26 protein-coding genes and 2 tRNA genes are annotated in these 26060 nt (G+C 40.0%); 26 read left to right on the top strand and 2 right to left on the bottom strand.

The window, feature by feature from the left end; genetic code table 11:
* Nucleotides 1-73: 73 nt before the first annotated feature.
* The 25 genes from metG (at nt 74) to CEF22_RS00090 (ending at nt 22998) form a co-directional block, all read left to right on the top strand.
* Nucleotides 74-2032: a methionine--tRNA ligase gene (gene metG / locus CEF22_RS00210; RefSeq protein WP_100401264.1), complete on the top strand. Its 1959-nt coding sequence runs from the start codon at nt 74-76 to the stop codon at nt 2030-2032.
* 89 nt (nt 2033-2121) lie between these two features.
* Complete coding sequence (locus tag CEF22_RS00205; RefSeq protein WP_100401263.1) at nt 2122-2892, top strand: TatD family hydrolase; 771 nt, start codon at nt 2122-2124, stop codon at nt 2890-2892.
* Nucleotides 2893-2902: 10 nt separating this feature from the next.
* A complete protein-coding gene (rnmV, locus tag CEF22_RS00200) occupies nt 2903-3460 on the top strand; it encodes a ribonuclease M5 (protein WP_095479496.1) in 558 nt (185 codons plus the stop codon).
* A complete protein-coding gene (gene rsmA, locus CEF22_RS00195) occupies nt 3457-4332 on the top strand; it encodes a 16S rRNA (adenine(1518)-N(6)/adenine(1519)-N(6))-dimethyltransferase RsmA (protein ID WP_100401262.1) in 876 nt (291 codons plus the stop codon). The genes rnmV and rsmA overlap by 4 nt, the downstream gene beginning before the upstream one ends.
* 135 nt (nt 4333-4467) lie before the next feature.
* Nucleotides 4468-5346, top strand: coding sequence for a sporulation peptidase YabG (gene yabG / locus CEF22_RS00190; RefSeq protein ID WP_198507994.1), 879 nt, complete (start codon nt 4468-4470; stop codon nt 5344-5346).
* A gap of 209 nt (nt 5347-5555) precedes the next feature.
* The gene (gene veg, locus CEF22_RS00185; protein ID WP_094835017.1) at nt 5556-5810 is read left to right on the top strand and encodes a biofilm formation stimulator Veg; all 255 of its coding nucleotides are present in this window, start codon (nt 5556-5558) and stop codon (nt 5808-5810) included.
* Between the two features lie 120 nt (nt 5811-5930).
* Complete coding sequence (locus CEF22_RS00180) at nt 5931-6107, top strand: small, acid-soluble spore protein, alpha/beta type (protein WP_094835016.1); 177 nt, start codon at nt 5931-5933, stop codon at nt 6105-6107.
* Nucleotides 6108-6285: 178 nt separating this feature from the next.
* A complete protein-coding gene (gene ispE / locus CEF22_RS00175) occupies nt 6286-7155 on the top strand; it encodes a 4-(cytidine 5'-diphospho)-2-C-methyl-D-erythritol kinase (protein ID WP_100401260.1) in 870 nt (289 codons plus the stop codon).
* A 67-nt stretch (nt 7156-7222) separates the two neighbouring features.
* Nucleotides 7223-8056 (top strand): pur operon repressor, encoded by an 834-nt coding sequence (gene purR, locus CEF22_RS00170; RefSeq protein WP_100401259.1) that lies wholly within the window; start codon nt 7223-7225, stop codon nt 8054-8056.
* 12 nt (nt 8057-8068) lie between these two features.
* Nucleotides 8069-8443 (top strand): RidA family protein, encoded by a 375-nt coding sequence (locus CEF22_RS00165; RefSeq protein ID WP_100401258.1) that lies wholly within the window; start codon nt 8069-8071, stop codon nt 8441-8443.
* Between the two features lie 131 nt (nt 8444-8574).
* Nucleotides 8575-8868: a septation regulator SpoVG gene (spoVG, locus tag CEF22_RS00160; RefSeq protein WP_041101893.1), complete on the top strand. Its 294-nt coding sequence runs from the start codon at nt 8575-8577 to the stop codon at nt 8866-8868.
* Nucleotides 8869-9063: 195 nt separating this feature from the next.
* Entirely contained in the window at nt 9064-10437 is a 1374-nt protein-coding gene (gene glmU / locus CEF22_RS00155) for a bifunctional UDP-N-acetylglucosamine diphosphorylase/glucosamine-1-phosphate N-acetyltransferase GlmU (protein WP_100401257.1), read from the top strand.
* 13 nt (nt 10438-10450) lie between these two features.
* Nucleotides 10451-11410: a ribose-phosphate diphosphokinase gene (locus CEF22_RS00150; protein WP_094835010.1), complete on the top strand. Its 960-nt coding sequence runs from the start codon at nt 10451-10453 to the stop codon at nt 11408-11410.
* Between the two features lie 152 nt (nt 11411-11562).
* Nucleotides 11563-12159 (top strand): 50S ribosomal protein L25/general stress protein Ctc, encoded by a 597-nt coding sequence (locus tag CEF22_RS00145; RefSeq protein ID WP_100401256.1) that lies wholly within the window; start codon nt 11563-11565, stop codon nt 12157-12159.
* A 292-nt stretch (nt 12160-12451) separates the two neighbouring features.
* Nucleotides 12452-13012 carry an aminoacyl-tRNA hydrolase gene (gene pth, locus CEF22_RS00140; RefSeq protein WP_100403857.1) on the top strand — a complete coding sequence of 187 codons (561 nt, stop codon included), beginning with the start codon at nt 12452-12454 and terminating at the stop codon, nt 13010-13012.
* 73 nt (nt 13013-13085) lie between these two features.
* Entirely contained in the window at nt 13086-13316 is a 231-nt protein-coding gene (locus CEF22_RS00135) for an anti-sigma-F factor Fin family protein (RefSeq protein WP_100401255.1), read from the top strand.
* A 116-nt stretch (nt 13317-13432) separates the two neighbouring features.
* Entirely contained in the window at nt 13433-16948 is a 3516-nt protein-coding gene (gene mfd / locus CEF22_RS00130; RefSeq protein WP_100401254.1) for a transcription-repair coupling factor, read from the top strand.
* A gap of 121 nt (nt 16949-17069) precedes the next feature.
* Complete coding sequence (spoVT, locus tag CEF22_RS00125; protein ID WP_095479486.1) at nt 17070-17606, top strand: stage V sporulation protein T; 537 nt, start codon at nt 17070-17072, stop codon at nt 17604-17606.
* A gap of 96 nt (nt 17607-17702) precedes the next feature.
* On the top strand, nt 17703-19295 hold the full coding sequence (locus CEF22_RS00120) for a putative polysaccharide biosynthesis protein (protein WP_232726028.1): 1593 nt from the start codon (nt 17703-17705) through the stop codon (nt 19293-19295).
* 23 nt (nt 19296-19318) lie between these two features.
* Nucleotides 19319-20782: a bifunctional methyltransferase/pyrophosphohydrolase YabN gene (mazG, locus tag CEF22_RS00115; protein WP_100401253.1), complete on the top strand. Its 1464-nt coding sequence runs from the start codon at nt 19319-19321 to the stop codon at nt 20780-20782.
* 18 nt (nt 20783-20800) lie between these two features.
* The gene (locus CEF22_RS00110) at nt 20801-21064 is read left to right on the top strand and encodes an RNA-binding S4 domain-containing protein (protein WP_094835003.1); all 264 of its coding nucleotides are present in this window, start codon (nt 20801-20803) and stop codon (nt 21062-21064) included.
* A gap of 87 nt (nt 21065-21151) precedes the next feature.
* Nucleotides 21152-21448: a sporulation protein YabP gene (yabP, locus tag CEF22_RS00105; protein ID WP_094835002.1), complete on the top strand. Its 297-nt coding sequence runs from the start codon at nt 21152-21154 to the stop codon at nt 21446-21448.
* The gene (gene yabQ, locus CEF22_RS00100; protein ID WP_100401252.1) at nt 21445-22056 is read left to right on the top strand and encodes a spore cortex biosynthesis protein YabQ; all 612 of its coding nucleotides are present in this window, start codon (nt 21445-21447) and stop codon (nt 22054-22056) included. Before yabP ends, yabQ begins: the two co-directional genes overlap by 4 nt.
* A gap of 16 nt (nt 22057-22072) precedes the next feature.
* The gene (locus CEF22_RS00095) at nt 22073-22471 is read left to right on the top strand and encodes an FtsB family cell division protein (RefSeq protein ID WP_100401251.1); all 399 of its coding nucleotides are present in this window, start codon (nt 22073-22075) and stop codon (nt 22469-22471) included.
* Nucleotides 22472-22554: 83 nt separating this feature from the next.
* Nucleotides 22555-22998 carry a S1 domain-containing RNA-binding protein gene (locus CEF22_RS00090; RefSeq protein ID WP_095479481.1) on the top strand — a complete coding sequence of 148 codons (444 nt, stop codon included), beginning with the start codon at nt 22555-22557 and terminating at the stop codon, nt 22996-22998.
* A 191-nt stretch (nt 22999-23189) separates the two neighbouring features.
* On the opposite strand, the gene CEF22_RS00085 is transcribed toward CEF22_RS00090, so the two are convergent.
* Nucleotides 23190-23261, bottom strand: a tRNA-Glu gene (locus CEF22_RS00085).
* A gap of 18 nt (nt 23262-23279) precedes the next feature.
* Nucleotides 23280-23356: transfer RNA gene (locus CEF22_RS00080), tRNA-Met, on the bottom strand.
* A 180-nt stretch (nt 23357-23536) separates the two neighbouring features.
* Between CEF22_RS00080 and spoIIE the strand changes: the two genes are divergently transcribed.
* Nucleotides 23537-26032: a stage II sporulation protein E gene (gene spoIIE / locus CEF22_RS00075; protein WP_100401250.1), complete on the top strand. Its 2496-nt coding sequence runs from the start codon at nt 23537-23539 to the stop codon at nt 26030-26032.
* Nucleotides 26033-26060 lie beyond the last annotated feature (28 nt).

Raw genomic sequence — 26060 nt, 5'->3', positions numbered from 1 at the left:
GTAAATGGAAGCTCTCGACCGCTGGTGAGGGCTTTTCTATATAATATCTATATGTCTATAGGAGGTTTTGGAAGTGAAGGATCAGTCTAATACATTTTATATTACAACACCTATTTATTATCCAAGTGGTAATCTTCATATCGGTCATGCTTACACGACAGTAGCTGGTGATGCGATGGCTCGCTATAAGCGACTGCGCGGTTTTGATGTGATGTACTTAACAGGAACAGATGAGCACGGTCAGAAAATTCAACGCAAAGCGGAAGAAACGAACGTGACTCCACAGCAATATGTCGATCATATTGTTGAAGGTGTACAAGAACTATGGAAAAAATTAGATATTTCCTATGATGATTTTATTCGCACAACGGAAGAACGTCATAAGAAAATTGTCGAAAAGATTTTCAAACAGTTGCTAGACCAAGGAGATATTTATTTAGACGAATATGAAGGCTGGTATTGTACGCCATGTGAATCATTCTTCACTGAACGACAACTTGAAAATGGTAACTGCCCTGATTGCGGTCGAGCAGTTGAGAAAGTAAAGGAAAAATCTTATTTCTTTAAAATGAGTAAGTATGCTGATCGATTATTAGCGTTTTATGAAGAGAACCCTGAATTTATTCAGCCAGAATCTCGTAAAAATGAAATGATCAACAACTTTATTAAGCCTGGTTTAGAGGATTTAGCCGTTTCACGTACGACGTTTGATTGGGGAGTTAAAGTGCCTGGGGACCCTGAACATGTGATTTATGTATGGATTGATGCTCTATCTAACTATATTACTGCTCTTGGCTATGGAACAGATGACGAGGAGAAGTATAAAAAATACTGGCCAGCTAATGTTCATCTTGTCGGAAAAGAAATTGTCCGTTTCCACACGATTTATTGGCCAATTATGTTAATGGCACTAGACTTGCCATTACCGAAAAAAGTATTTGCCCACGGCTGGTTATTAATGAAGGATGGAAAAATGTCGAAATCGAAAGGGAATGTCGTAGACCCTGTGACATTAATCGATCGTTACGGCTTAGACGCTCTTCGTTATTACTTGCTACGTGAAGTGCCGTTCGGTTCAGATGGCGTATTTACACCAGAGGGCTTTGTTGAACGTATTAACTTTGATTTAGCCAATGATTTAGGGAACCTATTAAATAGAACGGTAGCGATGATCAATAAATACTTCGATGGCGTTATTCCGACGTATAACGGATCAGAAGGTGAATTTGATCAGCAACTGTTACAAACAAATAAAGAAACGGTCGAAAAATACGAAGAGGCGATGGAGAAGATGGAGTTCTCTGTGGCGTTATCGGCTGTTTGGCAATTGATTAGCCGAACGAATAAATATATCGACGAAACACAGCCATGGGTGTTAGCGAAAGAAGGCGAAACAGAAAAGCTGGGCCATGTCATGGTTCACTTAGCTGAATCATTAAGACGATCAGCGGTGCTATTACAGCCATTCTTAACACAAACACCGAAAAAGATTTTTGAACAGCTTTCCATTGCAGAAGGAGAATTAACAGCATGGGGTAGCTTATCTCAATTTGGTGTGATTCCTGAGGGGACAGCTGTTGTCAAAAAAGGTCAACCAATTTTCCCACGACTTGATTTAGAAGAGGAAACAAACTTTATTAAAGAGAAAATGCAAGGAGCTCCAGTGAAGGAAGAGAAGAAAGAGGAAGAGCCTTATGTGGAGCTTGCGGATGAAATTGCAATTGATGACTTTATGAACATTGACTTGCGTGCAGCAACGGTACTTGCGGCAGAGCCAGTGAAAAAGGCAGATAAATTATTGAAATTGCAATTAGATCTCGGCTTTGAAAAACGACAAGTTGTTTCAGGAATTGCTGAATTTTATAAACCAGAAGAGCTAGTTGGACGTAAAGTAATCGTCGTTGCTAACTTAAAACCAGTGAAACTTCGCGGAGAGCTTTCTCAAGGAATGATCTTAGCTGGTAAAAAAGATGGTGTATTATCATTAGCTAGTGTCGATCAATTTTTGCCGAATGGTGCTCGGATTAAATAATTTTGTTTTTTGAAAGCATAGAATGTTTCACGTGGAACAAAAATTCGACGAGAACTTCTATGTTTTTCTTTTCAGAAAGGATGAAATGAATGCTTTTTGACACGCATGTACATTTAAATGCAGAACAATATAATGAAGATATCGAAGAAGTGATTCATCGCGCGAAAGAAGCCGGTGTCACGAATATGATTGTTGTCGGCTTTGATCGCCCAACGATTGAAAAAGCGATGGAACTTGTCGAACAACATGATTTTTTATACGCCAGTGTCGGCTGGCATCCGGTCGATGCGATTGATATGACAACGGAAGATCTTGGCTGGATAGAACAATTGGCGAAGCATCCGAAAGTGGTCGCCCTTGGAGAAATGGGGTTAGATTATCACTGGGATAAATCACCGAAAGACGTACAAAAAGAAGTGTTCCGCCAACAAATTCGCCTCGCGAAAAAGGTGAAGCTACCGATTATTATTCATAATCGTGAGGCGACACAAGATATTGTCGCTATTTTAAAAGAAGAAGAGGCCGGTGAAGTAGGAGGGATTATGCATTGCTTTAGTGGCAGTGTCGAAACAGCAAAGGAATGTGTCGAAATGAACTTTTATATTTCTCTCGGCGGACCAGTGACGTTTAAAAATGCGAAAAAGCCAAAAGAAGTTGCTGCAGAGATTCCGCTTGATAATTTGTTAATTGAAACCGATTGTCCATATTTAGCTCCTCACCCTTATCGCGGCAAGCGAAATGAACCGGCTTTCGTCAAGCTAGTAGCGGAACAAATTGCAGAATTAAAGGGCCTTTCCTATGAAGAAGTAGCGAAAGCAACTAATGAAAATGCATTGAAATTGTTCCACATCGAATCATAGGAGACATGAAATGAAAATTAAAGAAATTATTGTCGTAGAAGGCAAGGACGATACGGTTACGATCAAACGAGCCGTTGATGCGGATACGATTGAAACGAACGGCTCAGCAGTGAATATGGCCACCATTGAAAGAATCAAACTAGCACAAGAAGCTAGAGGGGTGATCGTGTTCACGGACCCTGATTTTCCAGGAGAGAAGATTAGGAAATTTATTTCTGAACATGTACCAAACTGCAAGCATGCCTTTTTACCGAAGCATCAAGCGTTGCATAAACGAGGTAAAGGTGTTGGTGTGGAGCATGCATCCATCGAAGCGATTCGCCAAGCATTAAAGGACGCACAATTGATGGAGCAAGAAGCGGCAGAACAAATTACGAAAGAGGATTTGGTAGATGCTGGATTAATCGGTGGAGCACAAGCGAAAGAACGAAGAGAAAAGCTTGGCGAAAAGCTGCGAATTGGCTATACTAACGGCAAACAGTTGCACAAGCGGTTGTTAATGTTTCAAATTACGAAAGAACAATTTGCTGAAGCGTTAACAGACGTGTTACAGGAGGAAAATGAATGAAAGACATTGCGACTCCTACGCGTACGAAGGAAATTCTACAGAAATATGGATTTTCTTTCAAAAAAAGCTTAGGACAAAACTTTTTAATCGACCCAAATATTTTACACCGAATTACAGCAACGGCAGAGTTAACGAAAGACACGGGAGCGATCGAAATTGGACCAGGGATCGGAGCCTTAACGGAACATTTAGCGCGGACATCCGGCAAAGTAGTGGCTTTTGAAATCGATCAACGGCTACTGCCGATTTTAGCTGATACACTTTCTCCTTATGACAATGTGAAAGTCGTTCATGAAGATGTGTTAAAAGCAGATGTAGCTCGTATTGTACAAGAAGAGTTCACCGATGTGAAAGATTTAATGGTCGTGGCAAACTTGCCATATTACGTGACTACGCCGATCATTATGAAGCTACTTGAAGAAAACATTCCGTTAAAAGGGATTGTTGTCATGTTGCAGAAGGAGGTAGCGGACCGTATATCGGCTCGTCCGGGTACAAAGTCGTATGGATCGTTATCAATTGCGATTCAATATTACATGGAGGCTGAAACGGCATTTATCGTGCCGAAAACGGTGTTTATGCCACAGCCAAACGTCGACTCGGCAGTGATCAAACTCATAAAAAGAGAGAAGCCAGCGGTAGAGGTAGAGAGTGAAAAATTCTTCTTTACTGTGACACGAGCTTCATTTGCTCAGCGCCGGAAGACGATTTTAAATAATTTAACGAATCAATTACCACAAGGAAAAGCGCATAAAGAGCAAATTATTGAAGCGTTGGAACAAGCGGGCATCGATCCTACTCGACGGGGAGAATCATTGTCGCTTGCTGAATTTGCTCGATTGTCTAATCAGCTATATCCTATTTTCCAATAAAAATAAATATGGTCTCATAAGAAGTCTGATGCTTAGTTAGCGTCAGGCTTTTTTGTTTTCACATCTTTAAGAGCCAAATTTCCTACTGTTGCATAGGATGAGGAAGAAGAGTAAAAATCAACGGGGATGATGAATGTGACGATTCAAGTGAACTCTATTGTTAGCCGTCCATCGTATGGAAACGATATTTTATTTAGAGTGACAGCGATTCAAGAAACGAGTAAAGGAAAACAAGCCATTTTATTTGGCGAGGATTATCGATTGATTGCAGATGCCCCGTTATCTGATTTAATTGAGGTGGATTCTGACGAACGCAAGCGAATCAGGGATGATACGAGGCGCTTAGAGGAGCAATCATTACATTTGTTTCGCCAAGAATTAGAGTTAATTAAAGAAAGACAGGAGTATCGGGCGACAAGCTGTTATCGTGAAGAAAATGACGTGTTTCAAATCCCTGGAAGAGTGTTGCATTTAGATGGGGACCCCAATTATTTAAAGAAGTGCTTAGCTGCTTATGAAGCGATCGGACTCCCTGTATATGGCGTTCATTGCTTAGAGCGGGAAATGCCAGAAAAAGTATCTGATTTAATGGATCAATATCGTCCGGATATATTAGTCATTACAGGGCATGATTCTTACTCTAAAGTGAAGGGGAGTAAGTCAGATCTTCAAGCGTATCGACATTCAAAATATTTTGTGCAAGCGGTCAGAAATGCTCGAAAGAAAGTACCTCATCTCGACCAGTTGGTGATTTTTGCTGGAGCTTGTCAATCTCATTTTGAATCCATGATCCGAGCAGGAGCTAATTTTGCTAGTTCGCCCTTTCGTGTCAACATTCACGCTCTAGATCCTGTGTATATATCGGCAAAGGTTGGATTTACTCCTTTTAACGAAATGATCAATGTTCGAGAAGTGTTAAGAAATACATTAACCGGAGACAAAGGGCTTGGTGGAATTGAAACGCGAGGACTATTACGATTAGGAATGCCTTTTCATCAGGTAAGTGAAGACTGAGGAGGCATAGTAAGGACCTCCGCGGATGGAAGTTTCACTTTATTTGTCATGAATAGATAAAAGTTGGGTAGGCTAAATGTATGGTGAAAAAAGCAGAGTTTTGTAAAATAAAAAACGTTGACAAGAAGGGGTGTTGATTGATAAAATTATTTATTTATTTGACTTGAACCTTTACATGTGTTATAATTCAACTAGTGAGGTGGAAGCGGATGCCAAAAACATTAGCCGACATTAAAAAATCCCTTGATTCTAATTTAGGCAAAAGACTGTTGCTAAAAGCGAATGGAGGACGCCGAAAAACAATTGAGCGTTCCGGTGTATTAGCTGAAACCTATCAGGCAGTTTTTGTCGTTGAGTTAGATCAAGCGGAAAATGCGTTCGAAAGAGTTTCTTATAGCTACGCAGATATTCTGACAGAGACAGTAGAATTAACATTTGAAGATGCAGCAGGAAGTGCAGTTTAAGTTGGCAGTGGACATTTTGTTTACTGCTTTTTATTTTTGTCTATTACTTTCCATCCTTTCCCGCTTATTTTCTGTTAGAGGCAGGAAAAGCTATAAACAGGCGGTAAAAGGAGGAGAACAATGGGTAGAAGACGAGGAGTCATGTCTGACCAATTGAAAGAAGAGCTTGCGAAAGAGTTAGGGTTTTATGATACTGTTCAACGAGAAGGCTGGGGAGGAATTACGACTCGAGATGCCGGAAACATGGTGAAACGTGCGATTGAACTTGCAGAAAACCAATTAGCTAACAAACGCTGATGCTTTTCATCACTTCTAAATTAAAACCGCCTGAGAACCGGAGAATTCCGGTTCTCTTTTTATATGACAGCTTTTCATCACAAAAAAGAAATGTTAAAATACCATAATCCAAAAATCTATACGGACTTTATGATAAAATAAGACAAACTGTAATGTGCACAAAAGTAGGTGGCCCATAGTGAAGATAATGATGAAAGCACCAGCGAAAATTAATTTGACACTCGACGTATTACATAAACGAGACGACGGGTATCATGAAGTAGAAATGATTATGACAACCGTTGATTTAGCTGATCGCATAGAGTTGGAACCTTTATCAGGAGATGAAATTCGCATTATTTCGCATAATCGTTTTGTCCCTGATGATAGTCGAAATCTTGCTTATCAGGCGGCTCAGCTTCTGAAGGATCGCTTTCACGTTCGTTCCGGTGTAACGATTGGAATTGAAAAAGTGATTCCAGTAGCAGCAGGACTTGCGGGGGGGAGCAGTGATGCAGCTGCTACATTGAAAGGATTAAATCAGTTATGGAATCTTGGGCTCAGCTTAGATGAATTAGCTGAAATAGGGGCTGAAATAGGCTCTGACGTCTCTTTTTGCGTATATGGGGGAACAGCCTTGGCAAAAGGGAGAGGAGAGAAAATCCAACACCTGCCTCCTCCGCCGAATTGTTGGGTAGTTCTTGCGAAGCCGACGATTGGTGTATCAACGGCTGAAGTGTATAAAAATTTAAAGCTAGAAGGATTGAAGCATCCCAATACAAAAGCGATGCTACAGGCAATTGATACACAGGACTATGCGAGTGTATGTACAAATGTAGGGAATGTGCTAGAGTCTGTCACATTAAAGCTTTACCCAGAAGTAGCTCTCATTAAGGAGCAAATGGAACGTTTCGGTGCCGATGCTGTATTAATGAGTGGCAGTGGTCCGACGGTATTTGGACTGATTCAGCACGATTCGAGAATGCACCGCGTGTATAACGGCTTAAGAGGATTCTGTGATCAAGTGTATGCTGTACGATTGTTAGGAGACGGAAATCCTGTTGATTAAAGCCGTATGTTAATATATATTTAATATTAAATATTCGGTTTTACTCCTTAGGAGGGCAGAAGTAAACATGAAGTTCCGTCGAAGTGAACGTTTAATTGATATGACGCATTATTTATTGGAACATCCGCAACAGCTAGTTCCTTTAACGTTTTTTGCTGAACGCTATGGTTCAGCTAAATCGTCGATTAGTGAAGATTTAGCGATTGTGAAAGAAACATTTGAACAGCGTGGGATCGGTACGTTACAAACGATTCCTGGCGCAGCAGGTGGCGTGAAATATTATTCTAAAGTAAGTGAAGCGGAGGCACGTGAGTTTATCGCTCGTATATGTGAACAAATAGAAAAGCCGGAGCGTTTGCTTCCGGGTGGCTATTTATACATGATGGATTTGCTTGGCCATCCTCAAGTGATTCATAAAGTAGGAAAGTTACTAGCCTCCGCTTATGCCGGGATGGAAATCGATGCGATCATGACCGTAGCAACGAAAGGGATTCCTATTGCTCATGCGATTGCTTCTCATCTTAATGTTCCGGTTGTTGTCGTTAGACGAGATAGTAAAGTAACAGAAGGACCTACTGTCAGCATCAATTACGTCTCAGGGTCGACAAAGAGAATTCAAACGATGGTGTTGGCGAAACGCAGCTTGAAAGAAGGAGCAAAAGTACTTCTGGTCGATGATTTTATGAAAGCAGGCGGCACGATTAACGGCATGATGAGCTTACTTGAGGAATTCAATGCAACCGTTGCAGGAATTGCTGTGCTAGTGGAAGCTGAGCATGATGATGAGCGACTAGTTGAGGATTATATTTCGCTCGTTAAATTACAAGATGTCAATGTGAAAGAACAAGCCATTTCGGTAGTTGAAGGTAATTATTTTTCAAGAAATATTGATTTTTCATAAGGGGAGATTAGGATGAGAACTGTATCGACTGAAAAAGCACCTGCAGCCATTGGACCATATTCACAAGGGGTATTAGTGAATAATTTGTTTTTTAGTTCGGGGCAAATTCCATTAACAGCTGAAGGCCAAATGGTAGAGGGAGATGTCACTGCTCAAACGCACCAAGTATTCGCCAACTTACAAGCGGTGCTACGAGAAGCAGGAGCCTCTTTACAAACGGTCATTAAAGCGACTGTATTTTTAGCTGATATGGAGGATTTCGCCGCTGTTAATGAGGTGTATGGTCACTATTTTGCCGATCATAAACCAGCGCGATCTTGTGTGGAAGTAGCTAGATTACCAAAAGATGCAAAAGTTGAAATCGAAGTAATTGCACTCGTGAAATAATCACGAGTGTATTTTTTTGGGAAATAACAAAAATATTTCAAACTTTTTCTTGAAAAAAGAAGGAATATTAAAAATATTATTGAATTATTAGTTTAAGCTTTTTATATAGGGGGAAAGGGTGGTGAAACAGAATGGAAGTCACTGATGTGAGATTAAGACGTGTAAATACGGATGGCCGAATGAGAGCGATTGCATCAATTACATTAGATAATGAATTTGTTATTCATGATATTCGTGTGATCGATGGCAATAACGGACTATTTGTTGCAATGCCGAGTAAACGTACGCCAGATGGCGAGTTTCGCGACATTGCTCATCCAATCAACTCCAACACACGCGGTAAAATCCAAGATGCTGTTTTAGCAGAATATCACCGGTTAGGGGAATTGGAAGAAGTAGAATTAGAAGAAGCAGGAGCTTCGTAAAAAAAATCAAACGCAACAAGAGCCGACTTCTAAGGTACGGCTCTTTTTTCATGTTAACGACTAAACCGTAAAAATCCCTCCTCCTTTCCTCTTCTTTCATCGAGGACAAAAAATTGTCACTTTTTCAGTATCTTGAAATGAAGCCCTTTTTGAGATATATTCAATATGGACAAAAAGGTTATAGGGGGACCCCAAATGACGAATATTTATGCTGTCATTCTTGCTGCAGGTAAAGGTACACGAATGAAGTCTAAGCTTTATAAAGTGTTGCATCCAGTTTGTGGTAAACCGATGGTAGAACATGTAATAGATCAAATTTCGAATTTACATACACAAAAGATTGTCACGATTGTCGGTCATGGAGCAGAAGAGGTTAAAGGCTATCTTGGCGACAAAAGTGAATTTGCTTTACAAGCAGAGCAGCTTGGTACTGCTCATGCGGTTAGGCAAGCAGAAGAGATTCTTGCAAAAGAAGATGGTTGTACCCTTGTCGTATGTGGGGATACTCCATTGATTAAATCGGAAACAATGGAAGCGCTTGTAAAATATCATCAAGAGCAAGAAGCGAAAGCAACCATTTTGACAGGCTACACAGAACATCCAGATGGCTATGGTAGAATTATTCGAAGCCAAGAAGGAACGGTGGAGCGGATTGTTGAGCATAAAGATGCCTCTGCTGATGAACGACAAGTGAAAGAAATTAACACAGGTACGTACTGCTTCGATAACCGAGCTTTATTTGAAACATTAAAGAAAGTATCAAATGATAACGTTCAAGGCGAGTATTATTTACCAGATGTCATCGAAATTTTGAAAGATGCTGGTGAAAAGGTAACCGCTTATCAGACGCAAGATTTCGATGAAACGCTTGGTGTGAATGATCGAGTGGCGTTAAGCCAGGCGGAGAAAATTATGCGTGAGCGTATCAATATTGACCATATGCGTAACGGAGTGACTTTAATCAGTCCTGAAAATACGTATATTGGTCCTGATGTAACGATTGGGTCAGACACAGTTATTCACCCAGGAACGGTTCTTTCAGGTCATACAGTGATTGGTGAAGACTGTCAGATCGGTCCGAATAGTGAAATTAACAACTGCCGAATTGGTGATCGTACAACGATTCGTCAATCGGTTGCTACAGATAGTGAAATCGGCTGTGACGTAGCTATCGGTCCATTTGCACATATCCGTCCGGCTTCAGAGATTCATGATGAAGTCAAGGTAGGAAACTTTGTGGAAATTAAGAAATCTGTCTTTGGTAAAGGTAGCAAAGCTTCTCACTTAAGCTACATTGGTGATGCTGAGGTAGGAAGCGATGTCAACATCGGATGCGGTTCGATTACAGTGAACTACGATGGGAAAAATAAATTTCTAACGAAAATAGAAGATCATGTATTCATCGGCTGTAACTCAAATCTTGTCGCTCCTGTCACGGTAGGAAAAGGTGCTTATGTAGCGGCAGGTTCAACGATTACAGCGGATGTTCCTGGGGAATCATTATCGATTGCTCGCGCACGTCAAGTCAATAAAGAAAATTACGTTCAAAAACTAAACTTAAACAAATAAGCGGAGGCCCACTATGGATAACCAGTATTTAGACCCAAACTTAAAATTATTTGCTCTTAACTCTAATCCAGCTCTAGCAAAAGAAATCGCTGATTCTATTGGAGTTGAATTAGGAAAATGTTCTGTTAAACGCTTCAGTGACGGAGAAATTCAAATCAACATCGAAGAAAGTATTCGTGGCTGTGACGTTTATGTCATTCAATCCACAAGCGGCCCTGTAAACGATAATTTAATGGAAACGTTAATCATGATTGATGCCTTAAAACGTGCGTCTGCTAAAACGATTAATATTGTTCTTCCATACTATGGATATGCGCGTCAAGACCGCAAAGCTCGTGCTCGTGAACCAATTACGGCTAAACTTGTTGCGAACTTACTTGAAACAGCAGGAGCAACTCGTGTTATTACTTTAGATTTACATGCGCCACAAATTCAAGGGTTCTTCGATATTCCAATCGATCACTTAATGGGTGTACCGATTTTATCTGATTACTTTAAAGGAAAGAACATTAGCAGTGAAGATATTGTCATCGTATCTCCGGACCACGGTGGTGTAACTCGTGCGAGAAAGATGGCTGATCGCTTAAAAGCACCGATTGCGATTATTGATAAGCGTCGCCCTCGTCCAAATGTAGCAGAAGTGATGAATATTGTTGGTAACATTGATGGAAAAGTTGCGATTCTAATCGATGATATCATTGATACAGCTGGAACAATCACTTTAGCTGCTAGCGCACTAGTAGAAAATGGAGCGAAGGAAGTATACGCTTGCTGTACGCATCCAGTTCTTTCAGGACCAGCGATTGAGCGTATTCAAAACTCTAACATTAAAGAGCTTGTTGTAACAAACTCGATTGCTTTACCAGAAGAGAAAAAGATCGATAAAGTTGTTGAATTATCAGTTGCTTCTTTAATCGGTGAAGCGATCGTACGCGTTCATGAAGAGCAATCAGTAAGCACATTATTTGATTAATACGTAAAAAAAGAGCCTGTTGAAGGGCTCTTTTTTTGGTTGAGTAAAGAGAAACACACTTATGATGTTTAAAGTCTTTTTAAAAGGGAATATTTAAAAAGGAAGCTAGTTAGTAAAAATAGAAAAATTAAACAGAAAGGTGAGTTTCTCTAATGAGTTCAGTACTTGAGGCAAAAAAACGAAATAGTTTTCAAAAATCGGGGTTAACGCAACTTCGCAATGAAGGTGGTTTTCCTGCGATCGTGTATGGTAAAGGAGTCGATAGCGAGTCTATTTACGTAGATGAAGGAGCCTTCTTTAAGGTGATTAAAGAAGTAGGACGTAACGGTGTTATTTCTTTAGCGATGGAAGGAAAAAAATATAATGTCGTATTGCAAGATTATGATCAAGATCCGATCAAGAATCATATCGTTCATGCTGATTTTCTAGCGGTAGATTTATCTTCTGAAATGACAGCCAATGTGCGAATTGATCCACAAGGTGAAGCTATTGGTACAAAAGAAGGCGGCGTACTTCAACAACCATTATTTGAGTTATCGGTGACAGCTAAAGTAAGTGAATTCCCTGAACATATCACGATAGATGTTTCAAATTTAGCGATCGGTGATGTGATTGCTGTTAAAGATATCCGTGATCACTATTCTTTTGAAATCAATCATGAAGATGATGAAACTATCCTATCTATTTTAGCTCCTCGTTCGGCAGAAGATGATGTGACGGAAGAACAGGAAGAAGTATCCAGCGAATAATATAGATAAATGATGATGTTTCTAATGGTCAGATCTACAAGGCTCCTATCTAAATTAGATAGGAGCCTTGTAGGGTAAGTAGTTCATTTTTTGTGGAGAAAAACAGAAATAATGTCATAAAGAGAGTGCTAAATCGAAAAAGCTGTAGTACTCTCTTTTTTGTTTTAACAAAGAAATATGGATAATTACAAAATGCTTGGCTTTGAACTGTATAATTTCTATCATTTGTGAGTTATACTTAAAATTACATAGCTTCAATTGGATAGTTAAGAAGGAATTTGAGGTGCAGATGATGAAATTAATAGTAGGCCTTGGGAATCCAGGCTCTAAATATGAAGGTACAAGGCATAATATTGGCTTTGATGTAATCGATGAATTAGCAGAACGCTTTCAAGCTCCGCTAACAGAAGCGAAGCACAAAGGCGTTTATGCGGTCGTTCGTAAAGGAATGGAGAAGGTGCTTCTTCTTAAACCGCTTACATATATGAATTTATCAGGTGAAAGCATCGGTGAAGTGATGCGATACTATAATATTGATGTTGAAGATCTACTCGTTATTTATGATGATTTAGATTTGCCCGTCGGTAAGATTCGTCTTCGCCAAAAAGGCAGTGCTGGAGGACATAACGGCATTAAGTCGACCATTGCTCATGTCGGTACGCAGGAATTTAATCGAATTCGCATTGGGATTGATCGCCCAACACCCCCAATGAAAGTACCTGATTATGTACTAGGACGGTTTACTGCCGAAGAGAAGGAAAACATGAAGAGTGTGATTACTACAAGCGCTGATGCAGTAGAAGCATGGCTTGATCATCCATTTCTTGAAGTGATGAACAAATTTAATCAATAAGTGAATAAATGTCGTCTGTCGTGCCTATACTAAATTTAATCATTGATGCAGTGGGCTGCGAGGAGGAAGACAGATGGCTATTCATTATTTTTGCCGTCATTGCAATACTTTAGTTGGTTCGCTTGATCAATCGGTGATCTCTACTAAACGGTTAGGCATTCACGCACTGACGGATCATGAAAGAACCGATATGATTCAATACGATCAAGACGGAACGATGAAGATTAAAATAATATGTGAAGATTGTCAGGAATCCCTTGAAAGGAATCCTGATTTCCACGAATATGATTATTTTATACAGTAAGTAGCTTTGGATGCTGATCCAAAGCATTTTTCTGTTTAAATTGTCGGAACAGTAGAAAGAACTCACTTTGCAATAGGGATTGAAGGGATTGGCAGTTAAAAGGGGAGGAACCGTGTGTGAATAGTTTACAAAATATATTTTTACAAAATCAAGATATCCAAGTGTTAGTTAGCGGGCTATCGGAGGGCTTAAAGGAGCAGTTAGCCGCCGGGCTGACGGGATCTTCAAGAGCATTACTGATTGCCTCAGCTTACCAACAGACCAATAAGCCGATTATGGTGATTACTTATAACTTGCTACAAGCTCAAAAGCTATATGATGATCTTCTGCAATTCACTGATGAGCAGGAGGTATATTTGTATGCCGCTAATGAGCTCATTGCGGCAGAAATTAGTGTAGCTAGCCCTGAACTTCGCGCTCAAAGAATTGAAGTGTTAAACCACATCGTCAAAGAGAAAAAGGGGATCTATATCGTTCCTATTTCTGGACTTCGTAAATTATTGCCGCCAAAGCACGAATGGAGGGCGTTACAAAAACAGCTGACGGTTGGACAAGACGTTGATTTAGATCAAATGATCAATGAGTTAATGCATATGGGTTATCAGAGAGTGGATATGGTCTATGGTCCAGGTGAATTTAGTTTGCGTGGTGGAATTATTGATATTTATCCGCTGACATTAGAAGACCCCGTGAGGATCGAATTTTTTGATACGGAAGTGGACTCTATTCGTACATTCTCCATTGAAAACCAGCGGTCATTAGAAAATAAACAATCTATTATGGTTAGCCCTGTAACGGAAACACCTTATCAGCCTGTTCATTTAGTCAGGCTTGCTCAGCGGCTTGAACAAGCATTAGAGGAATCTTTAAAGAAGGTCAAAAATGAAGAGACTCAAAAGCTATTAAAAGAAAATATAAACATGGAAATGGAGAAGTTAAAACAAGGACAAAGCATTGACGGCCTGTCGAAGTATATGGAGATTATGTATGAAGAGCCGATGAGCCTTGTTAACTACTTGCCGCAAGATGGTCTCGTGTTTTTCGACGAAGTGAGCCGTATTAAAGAGCTGAATGACTCGCTAGAACAAGAGGAAGCAGAGTGGTACACGTCTTTACTAGAGGAAGGAAAGATCGTCCACGACATGAAGCTTTCTTACTCGTTTGCTGAAGTGAAGGAAAAAATTAAGCAGCCGATCATTTATCTTTCGTTATTTATGCGTAAAGTTGCAGGCACAAGCCCGGAGAATGTCATTAAATTTTCTAGCCGTTCGATGCAAAACTTCCATGGACAAATGAATGTTCTCCATACAGAAGTGGAGCGCTGGAAAAAGCTTGGCATGACGGTAGTGTTTCTAGGTGAGACCGAGGAACGAATGAAAAAAATAGCAACAGTTCTCGCAGATTACGAGATTGAGGCAACGCTTTCTTCTGAAAAAAATATAGTGACGGAACAAGCGGTTCAAATCGGTTTAGGCTCACTAACAGCAGGCTTTGAATTCTCTGAGCAGAAATTAGCGATAATCACTGAGCAGGAGTTATTTAACAAGAAAACGAAACGAAATAAGAGCCGTCAAAAGCTCTCTAATGCTGAACGGATTAAAAGCTACTCTGAACTAAAGCCTGGTGATTATGTCGTTCATGTCAATCACGGGATCGGGAAATACTTAGGCATTGAAACACTGGAAATGAAAGGTGTTCATAAAGACTACTTAAATATTAAATATCAAGGAACGGATCAATTATATGTACCAGTGGAGCAAATCGAATTGGTCCAGAAATACGTCGGTTCAGAAGGGAAAGAACCGAAAGTATATAAGCTTGGCGGGAGTGAATGGAAGCGAGTCAAAAATAAAGTACAATCCTCCGTTCAAGACATTGCTGATGATTTAATCAAGCTGTATGCGGAAAGAGAAGCGGCGAAAGGATATGCATTTTCTCCAGATGGTGATATGCAACGCGAATTTGAAACCGCTTTTCCGTATGAGGAAACGGAAGATCAGCTTCGATCAATCCAAGAAATTAAACAGGATATGCAAAAGGAACGACCGATGGATCGCTTGTTATGTGGAGATGTTGGTTATGGAAAAACAGAGGTGGCGATTCGGGCTGCTTTTAAAGCGATAGCAGATGAGAAGCAGGTGGCGTTTCTTGTGCCGACCACGATTCTTGCTCAACAGCATTATGAGACGATGCTAGAGCGCTTTCGTGATTTTCCGATCAATGTCGGTTTATTAAGTCGTTTCCGATCGAAGAAGCAGCAAACAGAGACATTAAAAGGGCTAAAGAGCGGAACGGTTGATATTATCGTTGGTACTCACCGCTTGTTATCGAAAGATGTGCAATATCATGATCTCGGTTTACTCATTGTGGATGAAGAGCAGCGTTTTGGTGTCACACATAAAGAGAAAATCAAAAAATTAAAAACAAATGTCGATGTATTAACGTTAACGGCGACACCGATTCCAAGAACACTACATATGTCAATGCTAGGTGTTCGCGATTTATCGGTCATTGAAACACCACCGAAAAACCGTTTTCCGGTGCAAACATTTGTGGCTGAAAATAATCCCGCACTTATTAGAGAAGCGATTGAGCGAGAACTGGCACGGGATGGGCAAGTCTTTTATTTATATAATCGAGTAGAGGATATTGAAAGAAAAGCAGAAGAAATTTCGATGCTCGTTCCAGATGCGAAAGTAGCGTATGCTCATGGACAGATGACGGAAAGAGAGCTAGAAGCAGTCATTTTAAGCTTTTTAGAAGGCGAATCTGATGTGTTAGTGACGACAACGATTATCGAAACGGGTGTAGATATTCCGAATGTGAATACGTTAATTGTTCATGATGCCGATCGAATGGGGCTTTCCCAGCTGTATCAGATTAGAGGGCGTGTCGGACGCTCCAATCGCGTCGCTTATGCCTATTTCATGTATCGCAAAGATAAAGTGCTTTCAGAAACAGCGGAAAAGCGTTTAGAGGCGATTAAGGAATTTACCGAGCTAGGGTCGGGCTTCAAAATCGCGATGCGTGATTTATCCATTCGTGGTGCAGGTAATTTGCTAGGTGCTCAGCAGCATGGATTTATCGATTCTGTCGGTTTCGATTTATATTCTCAAATGCTGAAGGAAGCAGTAGAACAAAAACGAGGTGTCGACGAACAGAACAAGGCGCCAGTGTTTGAAATAGAAATATCGATTGATGCGTATATTCCAGACACTTATATTAAGGATAGTCAACAGAAAATCGAAATGTATAAACGCTTCCGAAGCGTTGATTCATTAGAAGAAGTAGAAGAGCTGAAGGAAGAAATGATCGATCGTTTCGGTGAATACCCTCGTGAAGTAAATGATTTATTTAGAGTGGCAGAAATGAAAGTATACGCAAGCTTTGTTCAACTCGAAAAAATTAAGCAAGAAAAAGAGCTAGTCACGATTTGGATGAGTGAAGTCGGTACACAGCAAATCAATGGCTCTAAAGTATTTGAAGTTTGTCATAAACACGGTCGTGCCGTAGGATTAGGTATGGAAAGTAATCAATTAAAAATCACGATTAATATTCAACAACTGACGGCTGAAGCATGGTTTGAAGTGGCCTATGATATCATTCAAAATCTTGAACATGCTAGAAAATAATCATCAAAATGCATAGAACTTCCCAGATGAAAGATAATAACATCAATGTGACAGGAATATCGATGAAAAATCGTTTATTCATTGTCCTAAAAAAATCATCTGATGAAAGTGAGGCAACAAGATGAAAGCAACTGGTATTGTTCGTCGAATTGATGATTTAGGGCGGGTTGTTATTCCAAAGGAAATCCGTCGCACGTTAAGGATACGAGAAGGAGACCCGCTAGAGATTTTCGTTGATCGTGATGGGGAAGTCATTTTAAAGAAATACTCCCCAATTAGTGAATTAGGTGATTTTGCTCAAGAATATGCTGAAGCATTACATGATAGTTTGGATAGCAGTGTACTGATTTGTGATCGCGATGCAATCATTGCGACCGCTGGTGTAGCGAAAAAAGAATATATGAATAAAAATGTAGGACCATTAATTGAGTCGGCGATCAGTGAGCGCCAGCCAACGTTAAATAACCCTAGTGGTTCGGTTGAAATTGTCGATGGACGTGAAGAAGAGGTGCAATCGTATACGGTTGCTCCGATCATTGCTAACGGAGATGCCATTGGGCTCGTCTTAATTTTTTCAACGGAGAGAACGATGAGTGAAGTGGAGAAGAAATCAGCTGAAACTGCCGCGAGCTTTTTAGCGAAACAAATGGAACAATAGCAAGGAAAGGGAGCAGTAAAAAACGAGCTGCTTCCTTTTTTTGTTGAGATCATTTAAATTTGTAATAGCTTGTTTAGAAGGGCTAGGTGTAATTCATTGCCAAATGGGGATCAAAAATCTTTTATGCGAGGCGCCATTATTTTAACGATAGCGGCAATTTTTGTAAAAATTTTAAGTGCGGTTTACCGTGTGCCTTACCAAAACATTGTGGGGGATGTCGGTTTTTATATTTATCAGCAAGTGTACCCGTTATACGGAATAGCGGTTGCTTTGTCTACTTATGGTTTTCCGATTATTATTTCTAAATTAGTAGCAGAAAGAGAAGGAAACCGTCTGCATGTAGAGACGATTGCTCGACTGTCATTCACTATTGTTAGTGTGTTAGGTGTAGTATTATTCGCTGTTATCTTTTTTTGTGCCGATACACTGGCGAAATATATGGGGGATATGGGTTTGACTCCGATGATTCGAATCGTTGCCTTTTCCTTTTTACTCATGCCATTTTTGACGGTATGGCGTGGCACTTTTCAAGGAGTAGGAGATATGGTCCCGACAGCGATCTCACAAGTGATAGAGCAGCTGATTCGCGTAGGAGGCATATTGCTATTTTCTTATATGATGATCGAAAAAGGGTATTCTCTATATATAGCGGGTGCTAGTGCAATGGTCGGTTCGTTAGCGGGTAGTTTAGCCGGAATGCTCGTGCTGTATGTTTTTATACGGAAGCGCCATTCTACTATTAAGCTTAGTTTGCTTAGAAAGAACGGATTTTATAAGAGGGAAATCCGTTTGTTAGTCGTTCAAGGTACTGCTATTTGTGTATCAGGTATGATGCTTGTGTTGCTCCAGCTAGTGGACTCATTTCAGTTATATAGTGGGCTTACTCAAGCAGGGCTTAGCGACTTAGAAGCGAAGATCGCAAAAGGAATTTACGATCGGGGTCAACCACTGCTCCAGCTTGGAACGGTAGCCGCGGTGTCACTATCGTTGACGCTCGTTCCGCTTGTGACAGCCGCTTTTCAAAAAAATCAGCAACAGCAAGTGAGGGAATATATGCGGCTCGCTGTAAAGGTCAGTGTCACTATTGGGCTAGCAGCTACTGTCGGTTTGATCAATATTATGGATGCTGTCAATGCAATGCTATTTGAAAACAGCGAAGGGTCTTTCGTGTTGTCGATTTTTTGTGTGTCCATTTTATTTAGCTCGGTGATCTTAACTTTTTCAGGAATTTTACAAAGTATAAATAAAGATATCATTCCTGCTTTAGCGGTAGTCATTGGGGTGTTTGTTAAGTATATTGGAAATATGCTGCTCGTTCCTTCGTATGGAACAGCGGGTGCTGCTATTTCTACCGTTCTTGCTCTAGGTGTTATTATGGTCACCCTTGCTTTATACATTCGTAGGCAACTGAAAATGCCATTTATACAGACAACCTTTTTATATAAAGCATTGTTTTCTATGCTGATCATGACGGTAGCTTTACAAATGTGGCGAGTGGTAACGGAACATTTCTTATTTTCATATGATATGGACCGCCTGCAAATGACAGTTCTGGCATTGAGTAGCGTAGCCATAGGTGCATTTGTATTTATTTATACAATGATGAAAGTGAACTTATTTACAGAAGAAGAATGGATACAAATTCCTTTTGGAGATAAGCTGAGAGAAATGAATCGTAAAAGGAAATAAATTTAAGGAAGAGAGTGATAAATATGACGTATTCGATTACGATTGTCGGTCTTGGAGCAGGTGAGCTTGATCAATTGCCGCTTGGTGTATACAAATTATTAAAACGAACGAACAAAGTGTATGCACGAACGATCGATCACCCAGTGATTGCTGAGCTTCAAGCAGAGGGCGTGTCATTTAAGAGCTTTGATGATGTATATGAAAAGCATGATCAATTTGAAGCGGTGTATGAAGAAATTGTAGCCGAGTTGACTTTGGCGGCAACAAAGGAAGAGGAAGTGGTATATGCCGTTCCTGGTCACCCAATCGTCGCAGAAAAAACGGTGCAATTGTTGTTGGAAAAAGGGAAGCTACCGGAATGGGATATCTCCATCGCAGGCGGACAAAGCTTTCTTGACGCTTTATTCACGTCCATTGAAGCAGACCCGATCGATGGTTTTCAATTTTTAGATGGGACAGCTTTACATAGGGATGATATCAATATTTTTCAGCATGTGGTCATTGCTCAAGTATATGATGCTTTTGTTGCCTCTGAAGTGAAGCTGACTTTGATGGAAAAGTACGCGGATGAATATGAAGTGTATATCGTGACAGCAGCAGGTAGCTCAGAACAAATCGTCAAGAAAATACCTTTATACGAGTTAGATCGTCAAGTAGAGCTAAATAATTTAACTTCACTGTACGTTCCACCAGTGAAAGAAGCGGAGCAAACGTATCGAGAGTTTGCCGTATTGCGACAAATTATTGCTAAGCTTCGTGCACCGGATGGTTGTCCATGGGACCGAGAGCAGACGCATGAGTCGTTGAAAAAATATTTAATCGAAGAAGCGTATGAACTTCTTGAGGCGATCGACCGTCAAGATGATGATCATATCATTGAAGAACTTGGCGATGTCCTTTTACAAGTATTGCTTCATGCTCAAATTGGCGAAGGTGAAGGGATGTTTTCGATTGAAGATGTCATTGAAACTCTCGCTCAAAAAATGATTCGCCGCCACCCTCATGTATTTGGAGAAAAAGTGGTGGAAGGTGCTGAGCAAGTCGTTGCGAATTGGCAGGAGATTAAACAACAGGAAAAAGGGACAAAGGAAACCGCTTTGCTTGATGAAGTAGAGAAAGGATTACCGGCTTTGCTTCGTGCCTATGAACTGCAGAAGAAAGCAGCAAAAGTAGGGTTTGATTGGGAGGATGCTCAAGGAGCACTAGATAAAGTAGAGGAAGAGTGGAAAGAGTTTCTTGATGAAGTGAAGAGTGGTGACGAAGGTCGATTGCTTGAAGAGTTTGGTGATCTCTTGTTTACTCTTGTCAATGTATCTCGCTTTTATGCGATTCATCCAGAGGAAGCGTTAATTGCTGTAAATGAAAAATTTTATCGTCGTTTTACTCACGTGGAAAAACGGGTAAAAGAGAGTGAACGAACATTTAATGAATATACGTTGGAAGAATTAGACGCCTTTTGGAATGAGGCGAAACAGCTTGGTTTATAAGGAAAAGGAGAACAGATCATGAGACTAGATAAATTTTTAAAAGTATCACGAATTATTAAAAGAAGAACGTTAGCGAAAGAAGTAGCGGATCAAGGAAGAATAATGATTAATGGCATCGAGGGAAAAGCAAGCTCTAATGTAAAGCTTGGCGACGAATTGACGATTCGTTTAGGTCAGCGTCTGCTCACCGTTCAAGTAGAAAAACTTCAAGAAACGACGAAAAAAGAGGAAGCAGCAGGGATGTATAAGTTGCTAAAAGAAGAAAGATTAAACGAGCAGTAAAGCTTCGTATCTTTATTACATAGTTTCGCTTTCTCCTGCATACATTTAGTGGCAAAGCTTGTACTTTCCACAATGAGGGGGAGAAGGATGAATCAATCATATGATTTTCATGATAAAGGGACGGCGGAACATGATGTAGTAATGCGAGGGAGGAAACTATTAGAAATCACTGGAGTGAAGCAGGTTGAAAGCTTTGATAGTGAAGAGTTTCTTTTGACCACTGTCATGGGCGATCTATCGATTAAGGGTCAAAATTTGCAGATGAAGAATTTAGATGTAGACAAAGGGATAGTTGCTATTAAAGGGACGATCTTTAGTTTCGTGTATTCAGCGCATTCAGCGGGCGAAAAATCAAAAGGCTTGTTTAGTAAGTTATTCAAATGAATCTTACTATTCAATTTGAAACGATGATGACGATGATCATTATGGGATTCATTTTTGGTGCGTTACTAGATACGTATCAGCGTTTTTTACAAAGGCCAACTCGCCCTCGCTGGCTGACCTTTATTAGCGATATGATTTTCTGGTGCCTTTATGCTGGTTTATTGTTTTACAGTCTATACAGGATTAACTATGGGGAAATCCGTGTCTATGTTTTTTTAGCTGTGCTATGTGGTTTTGCTGGTTATCAGGCATTATTCAAATCCATTTATTTGAAGATTTTAGAGTGGATCATCGTATTTTTTTCAAAGGTATTTATGTTAATTAAGAACACAATTTACTATTTAATCATTTTACCTGTGATCACCCTTGGCCAATGGATGATTAAATTGCTATGTTTGCTAGGGAAAGGACTGATGACCCTTGCCAAAATGTGTCTTCACCTATTATTATTTATAGGAAAGGTCATATTTTTTCCTGTTCGCCTTATTTTTAAGCTAGTACCGTTACGTATTCGAAACAAACTAGCCGGTATAAATAAAAAAATAGCAGGAGTTTTTCTATACACCAAGAATCAATTAATAAATATAGCAAAACGTTGGAAGAAATGAGCCGGGAGGAAGAGAAATGAGCGGATTAAATAAACAAAAAGTGATCGCTTTGAAAAACGCTTTTGTTTCCAACTGGGCGAAAAGAGAACTATTTGTGGCAAGGCATAAGAAGAAGTTATACAGAAGGCTTGCTGCTTTCTCTATTTTAGCACTCATTATTATTGCGGGTCTTGGGTCTACACTTATTTCCCAATCTGCTCATTTGGAAGAGAAGCAGAAACTAAAAGAAGAAGCGCAAGCATCGCTAGTTGAATTAAAAAAGCAACAAAAGCAATATGAAGAAGAGCTCGAACGATTGAATGATGATGAATATATTGCAGAGCTTGCGAGAAAGAAGTACTTTTTATCAGATGAGAATGAAATCATTTTTAACATTCCTGAGGCTGACGAAAAAGGCGAAAAGACGGGAGAATAAGAAGAGGTTATATTGACACCTTTTTTTTACGTAATATAATATAATGTAAAGTTCGATCATTTCTAAGGAGGAAAAATTTTTTTATGTCAATCGAAGTAGGCAGCAAGTTACAAGGTAAAGTGACAGGCATCACTAAATTCGGAGCGTTTGTTGAACTGCCAGGAGGCTCGACTGGATTAGTGCACATTAGTGAAGTAGCGGACAATTATGTGAAAGATATTAACGATCACTTAAAAGTTGGCGATGAAGTAGAAGTGAAGGTTATTAATGTAGAGAGTGATGGAAAGATCGGTTTGTCCATCCGAAAAGCGAAAGACCAGCCACAGCAGCAACAACAGCAGTCCTATCGCCCCCGTCCCAAAAATAATGATTACCGTTCTAAAGGGCCAAGAGGAAGCTATGCGCCTCCAAAAGAAAATTTTGAACAGAAAATGGCTCGTTTCTTAAAGGATAGTGAAGAACGTCTGTCAACTTTGAAGCGCCAAACGGAATCACGACGTGGAGGAAGAGGCGCGAAACGCGGTTAATTGCTGCTTATTCAAACTTTCGTGTAATAGATTTTTCTAAAGGCATTTCATTCACAAAAAAGCTGTTTCAAAAGCTCGGACGTTTAAGCTTTTGAAACAGCTTTTTATTTTTGTTATTGCAATCAATGTCAATAAAAAACCAGATGCGTTTGAACCGCTTGGATTCAAAAACATCTGGTTTTTTGTGCCGATGACCCGTACGGGATTCGAACCCGTGTTACCGCCGTGAAAGGGCGGTGTCTTAACCGCTTGACCAACGGGCCTTATTACTTTTGCTATTTTGGTAGCGGCGGAGGGGATCGAACCCACGACCTCACGGGTATGAACCGTACGCTCTAGCCAGCTGAGCTACGCCGCTATAACAAAGATTATTTGAAGCACAATGAATATAATACTTTACGACATAATCAATTGTCAATCATTTTTGATGTGCATATTGTCGAACACTTTTTTTAGGCAGGTCTCTCATTTTGACAAAGTTTTGTCTTGTCCTTCTTTATAATATTCAACAAACGAAAAACGAATAGAGGTGCTAACTATGGAGAGAGTAGAAAGAAACATAGTAGAGCCGGTCGGTCATGTAGATTTAGAAGGGAGAAAAGTAGAACTGTTCCAAGGGTTGAAGAAAATGATTTTTCAATTGCAAGAATGGATGCTTGAAAAAGGGTTTGTCTTTTTATTGATCGGGTTTTTGCTGGGACGTGCCTTAATTCTGTCGCATTTAACTCCGTTCGCTCTGCCATTCTTTGTATCCGTTTTCATGTTGAGGAGAGAATCTGCTCCATTAGCATTTATCGGCATACTCGCTGGATCTCTCACTTTATCAATTGACCAAATTAGTTACTCCTTTGCGACGATTGTGCTCTTTTTAGTAGTACATCGCCTGTTTAAGAATTTCACTAAGCAAGACACAATCTCTATCCCATTTCTTGTTCTGTTTACCGTGTTAAGTGTCAATTTAGGATTAGCCTATATTCAAAATAGTTACATTCTTAATGGATATGATGTATTGATGGGGGTAATTGAAGCCGCGCTTGCTTTTGTTTTGACACTTATTTTTATGCAGAGCATCCCGTTTTTAGCACTTAATAAACGAGTGAAATCTTTGAAAATGGAAGAGGTCGTTAGTTTAATTATTACGCTTGCCTCTATTACATCAGGAACGATTGGTTGGTCCCTTTACGGATTATCTATTGAACACATCTTTTCAAGATATTTAGTTTTAGTTTTCTCTTTGATTTCTGGAGCTGCTGTTGGATCAACTGTAGGGGTAGTGACAGGATTGATTTTCAGTCTTGCGAGTGTGGCTAGCTTTTTTCAAATGAGTTTACTTGCTTTCGCTGGATTGTTGGGAGGATTATTGAAAGAATGGCGAAGGTTAGGGGTGTCTATGGGGTTGTTGACCGCCACATTGCTTGCTGGAATGTACAATGAAAATGGTATTCCGCTAGCGCCATCGATGTATGAATCGTTGGTAGCCATTATGTTCTTATTTTTAACCCCAAAAATTGTTACTGATCAGTTGGCCAAGCTCATTCCTGGTACTGCGGAGCATTCTAGGGAACAACAACAATATTTAATGAAAATGAGGGATGTGACCGCTAACAGAGTGGAACAGTTTTCTGAAGTGTTTCAAGCTTTATCGAAGAGCTTTTCTCATTTTAATGTGAATAATCTTGATGAATGTGAGGAGCGGGAGGTAGATATGTTTCTAAGTTATGTGACAGAGAAAACATGTCAGACCTGCTTTAAAAAAGAACAATGCTGGACCACTAATTTTAATCAAACGTATCAATTGATGACAGATGTATTGTACGAGTTCGATGAAGGCAATGAAAAACTTTCACAAAAGCTGGCTAAAGATTTGGAAAGGCATTGCTTCCGTCCGAAACGCGTCGAGGAGGCGGTTAACCAGCAGTTGACTTATTATCAAGCCAATCAAAAATTAAAAAAGCAAGTATACGATAGTAGAAAGCTTGTTGCGGAACAGCTTCGAGGAGTATCAGAAGTGATGAGTGACTTTGCAGAAGAGATTCAGCGAGAAAGAGAAAATCATCATCAGCAAGAGGAACAAATATTTGAAGCGATCGAGTCGTTTGGCATCGAGATTGAACAAATTGATATATATAACTTGCAAAAAAGCAATGTCGATATTGATATGACCGTTCCTTATTCGAGCAACCAGCATGGAGAATGTCAAAAACTATTAGCTCCAATGCTGTCGGATATTTTAGGAGATAACATTATTGTTCATAAAGAAGAGTGTGAAGGAGGGATAGGTGGAGTTTGTGAGATCACGTTCCGTTCAGCTAAGGCATTTGCGATAGAAACGGGTGCGGCTCATGCGGCAAAAGGAGGAGGTTTTGTCTCAGGAGATAGTTATTCAACAATTGAACTAGGTGCTGGGAAATATGCGGTGGCGATTAGTGATGGGATGGGCAACGGGGAAAGGGCTCATTACGAGAGCAATGAAACATTGCGGCTTCTTCAGCAAATTTTAAAATCAGGCATTGAAGAAAAGCTGGCGATCAAATCAGTCAACTCGATTTTGCAGTTACGAACGACAGATGAAATCTTTTCCACGTTGGATTTAGTGATTATTGATTTGCAAGATGCTGCTGCTAATTTTTTAAAGGTAGGCTCGACTCCTAGTTTTATTAAGCGCGGCAATAAAATTATTAAAGTCGAAGCGAGCAATTTACCGATGGGCATTCTTCAGGAGTTTGAAGTGGATGTTGTGAGCGAGCAATTAAAATCAGGTGATTTAATCATTATGATGAGTGATGGCGTATTCGATGGACCGAAAAATGTGGAAAACAACGATATGTGGATGAAACGAAAGATCGCTGAATTGGAGACGGATGATCCTCAACTAGTAGCTGACTTGTTAATGGAAGAAGTGATTCGAACAAGGGCGGGGGATATTGAAGACGATATGACAGTGGTTGTGACAAAGGTAGCCCATAACTTACCGAAATGGACATCGATCCCGATGAATATCAGCTTTTCAAAAAACAAAAAGAAAATCTCTTAAAAATAGATGAAGGACATGAATGTATATT

It is taken from the genome of Bacillus sp. FJAT-42315 (assembly GCF_002797375.1).
Taxonomy (GTDB): domain Bacteria; phylum Bacillota; class Bacilli; order Bacillales; family Domibacillaceae; genus Bacillus_CE.
Note: the sequence above shows the minus strand (reverse complement) of the source record. Positions and strands in the feature narration are given on the sequence as shown.